This is a genomic window from Bacillus sp. MHSD_36, assembly GCF_030757775.1.
Classification (GTDB): Bacteria; Bacillota; Bacilli; order Bacillales; family Bacillaceae_G; genus Bacillus_A.
In genome coordinates this window covers 1-3,614 of sequence record NZ_JAVBIS010000021.1, presented here as the reverse complement: position 1 = coordinate 3,614, position 3,614 = coordinate 1, and the positions used below count along the sequence as shown (strand labels likewise).

Annotated in this window: 4 protein-coding genes and 1 pseudogene; 3 read left to right on the top strand and 2 right to left on the bottom strand. The window is 37.1% G+C overall.

Annotation, left to right across the window (positions count from 1 at the left end):
- Window positions 1–570, bottom strand: a pseudogene (locus Q9B79_RS26655) (collagen-like protein); the annotation flags it as partial.
- A 485-nt stretch (window positions 571–1,055) separates the two neighbouring features.
- Between Q9B79_RS26655 and Q9B79_RS26650 the strand changes: the two are divergent.
- Together Q9B79_RS26650 and Q9B79_RS26645 are read left to right on the top strand one after the other, a co-directional pair.
- Window positions 1,056–1,379 carry an iron-sulfur cluster biosynthesis family protein gene (locus tag Q9B79_RS26650; RefSeq protein WP_166703432.1) on the top strand — a complete coding sequence of 108 codons (324 nt, stop codon included), beginning with the start codon at window positions 1,056–1,058 and terminating at the stop codon, window positions 1,377–1,379.
- Window positions 1,380–1,578: 199 nt separating this feature from the next.
- A complete protein-coding gene (locus tag Q9B79_RS26645) occupies window positions 1,579–2,484 on the top strand; it encodes a DMT family transporter (RefSeq protein WP_306188993.1) in 906 nt (301 codons plus the stop codon).
- 28 nt (window positions 2,485–2,512) lie between these two features.
- Here Q9B79_RS26645 and Q9B79_RS26640 read toward each other — a convergent pair whose 3' ends face one another.
- Window positions 2,513–2,734 (bottom strand): hypothetical protein, encoded by a 222-nt coding sequence (locus Q9B79_RS26640; protein ID WP_000639043.1) that lies wholly within the window; start codon window positions 2,732–2,734, stop codon window positions 2,513–2,515.
- Window positions 2,735–3,110: 376 nt separating this feature from the next.
- On the opposite strand from Q9B79_RS26640, the gene Q9B79_RS26635 reads away from it, so the two are divergent.
- A complete protein-coding gene (locus Q9B79_RS26635; protein WP_306188990.1) occupies window positions 3,111–3,494 on the top strand; it encodes an ATP synthase subunit I in 384 nt (127 codons plus the stop codon).
- Window positions 3,495–3,614: the final 120 nt, after the last annotated feature.

Here is a 3,614-nt window from a genome sequence, read left to right as displayed (position 1 = left end):
CCCAGTGATGCCAGTAGGCCCAGTGATGCCAGTAGGTCCAGTAGGTCCAGTGTTACCAGTGGGTCCGCTTTCTACTAATACGATATAATCTGGAGATACATTCGGAAATCCTTGAGGTGCATCCTTTTTTACAACATAGCCGCTACCCGTATAAGTGACAACTTGTCCTGTTTTATAGGTGGGAGCGGCTGCTAGACTAAAGGCGGTAGTACTTTGTAAACCAGCTCCGGAAGGCCCAGTAGGCCCAGTGATGCCAGTAGGTCCGGTGATGCCAGTAGGTCCGGTGATGCCAGTAGGCCCAGTGATGCCAGTAGGCCCAGTGATGCCAGTAGGTCCGGTGATGCCAGTAGGTCCGGTGATGCCAGTAGGTCCGGTGTTACCAGTGGGTCCAGTATTGCCGGAAGGCCCAGTGTTACCAGTGTTACCAGTGTTACCAGTGTTACCAGTGGATCCGGTGATGCCAGTAGGTCCAGTGATGCCGGAAGGTCCGGTGTTACCAGTGGGCCCGGTGTTGCCGGTAGAGCCACTGTTGCGTCTGCCGTCGCAACTAAAACAATTACGTGGGTACATGTATGTTCTCCTTTCTCTATTTTGAAAAACTAGTTTTAAAAATAGAACTACTATATACATATTATGAATTCTATATTTTTGTGTGTTCGATTGTATTGTTTATAGATTTCAAAAATAGAAAAGGGAGTTAAATCGTTATAGAGCTAACGTTTCTTTTGTGGGTCGAAAGTAACAGCAAAGTCAAAATTACGCTGTAAATAAACTTTAAAGTGATTCATCTTTTTTCACAGCAAGATAGGAAACAAATAAATGCTAAAATCCAACTAATAGAAGGAGAATAAGAAAGTATATATTGTAATAGTATTCCGTTAGAAATAAAAAACCACCGAGTAGACTTAAGAAGAGGGGGTATCGCAGTAATTTGAACATAGTGATACAAGACTCCTTTATTACGTTAATCAGTCTTAATTTTCAGTATTCTATATTTTAGAAAAATAGTGGTACAATATATGAAGGATACAAGAAGAGAGGATGAAGATTAACGTATGTACGTTACTGTAACAGAAGCAGCATATAAAAAGATTATGGATACGATTCCAAATGAAGCGAAATATATAAAGTTATTTTACGATAATGAAGGCTGCGGTTGTGTAATGAGCGGAATCATTGATTTAGTAGCTGTAGCAGAAAAAGATGAGCGCGATGTGGATATCGAATCTAGTGTAATGAATTTTATTGCAGATCGCACGAAGCTTGTATTTATGGATGATAAGTTAACAGTTGATTGGCATGAAGGTGGAGGAACTTTTCAGCTGAAGAGTCCGAGCCAATTTTATAATCCAAATATGAAGTTACATGTTCGAGTGTAGGTAAGGAAAGGTGGTTCCAAAATGTATTTTGGGACCACCTTTTTTTATTGTATAAGTCGCTATATTTGGAAAATCGCCGATATAATTTCATGTATCAAACAAAGAGAACCTATCCAGATCAATACGAAGATTTTTTCACATAATGAAATGTACATATGATTGAATTTTCTGTATAATTTTACTTGCGGAGGGGATACGCATGAAAAGATGGGGGATTGAATTATTAATTTTAGCAGTCGTTATTATTTGGGGGATTAATTTTACGATTGCCAAATATGGACTTTTAGAATTTACAGCAATTGAGTTTACTGCAATTCGAATGATATCAGCGGCACCGCTTATGTTACTCCTTACATTTTTTATTGAAAAGTCGGTTTATATGGAGAGAAAGGATATACCTAGATTAATCATTGTTAGCGTTGTAGGTATTGTACTGTATCAAACGTTATTTATGGAAACTGTCAAATATACATCCGCTACAAATGCTTCTTTACTCATTTCTATTTCACCTATTTTTACAACTGTATTTGCGATTTTCTTGAAACAAGAAAAGTTTTCTTCTCGAAAGCTTATCGGTTCTATCATTGCTTTTGGTGGTGCAGCATTAGTTTTAGCAGCAGGACATTCACTTGCTAGTTCTTTTTACGGGAATGGGATTGGACTGATTACATCTATATGCTGGGGGCTTTATCCTGTTTTAGCAAGTCCATTAATTAAGAAATATTCAGCACTACGTGTTACCGCATGGTCAGCCTTAGTTGGCGCAATTCCGCTTTTATTGTTAAGTGGACCATATGTATTTATACTGCCATTTCACATTACACATGGAATGACGCTATTCGCCTTACTATATTCCATTTTCTTTGTTACAGTATTTGGTTTAGTGATGTGGTATGTTGGTGTTCAAAAAATTGGCGCGTCACATACGATGGTATATATGTATATAACGCCGCTTGTAGCTGTTTTATTTGCAGCTATATGGGCAAATGAATATGTATCGTTTCAACAAATAATCGGTGGAATTATTATTTTCTTCGGTCTATGGTTTGTGAAATCGGAGAAAGTAAATGTACCTTCTACTGCAGGGGAACCTATATCAAAATAGGAAAACAGATCACTTATGATCTGCTTTCCTATTTTTTTATTTTTGGTAAGAAGACGAGAAATAAGATAGCAGTAATAAGTGGAATCAAGTTTAAAAATGGAATACGGAAGAGTGTGATAAGAATAATACCTGGAAGAAGAACACCGAGGACAGCGTAGAAAATACTATGATTTTTCGTGTACCAATACAATGAAAGTCCAATAAGTGCAGGGATAATGAGGTGAATGAGAGCCATTAAAAAATAAATCATTAGACGCCCCCTTTATTTGTGTGCTTATTACATCATATCCGTATGTTTAGAGATTGATATCACTTTTTTCATAAATGGATGAAAAATGTTTGAAAAAACGTCACAAATTATGAGAATATGATGTTTAAAATCTTGTATAATATTATTTTCTAAAAACATTAAAAACAACATAAACATACTGTTTATGTTGTTTTTAATTTGAGTGAAATGGATGTCAGTATTATAAACTTGAAAAAATTTTTTGTTGGATAGATAAAGTGAAACTTTAATCAGTGGGGGGCATCCCCCACCGAACTTCTTTGATTCCGTTGAATTTTGAGGTGAGGGTCTTACTGCCCGTTAATGCGGGATAAAAATTACTGAAGAGGAGAACAGCATGATTAGTATGTCATTAAGGTCGTTTAAAATTCAATCGTATTATCTACTAGGTCTTCTTTCACTAGGCTGGATGGTGACACCATTTTCAGCACATTTCCTAGGTGCTGGAATTGGACTTATTGTAAGTATGTATTGTGTTTGGCTTTTAGGGAGACGAATTGAGAAGCTTGGAGATAGTATCGTAAAGAAAACGAAAGCACCGACGCTCGGTATGTTTAACCGTTTTGCCGCTGCTATTTTAGGTGCTATCATTATGTACGAAATTGAGCACCATATGGTTATGTGGGCATTTGCAGTAGGGATTATGGGCGGTTATTTCTTAATTGTTGTTAATTTAGGGTACTATAGCATGAAAGATGAGAAAGAATTAACGAAGAGCTAAAAAGATAAAAAGATAAAAAGATAAAAGACTTCTTTTTAGATGGAATAGATGATCCAGCGAGGGATAGAAGCGGTCAGGGCCTTTTTTAGCCCCATGCGGTGTGAAACCAGAGAGATGTAG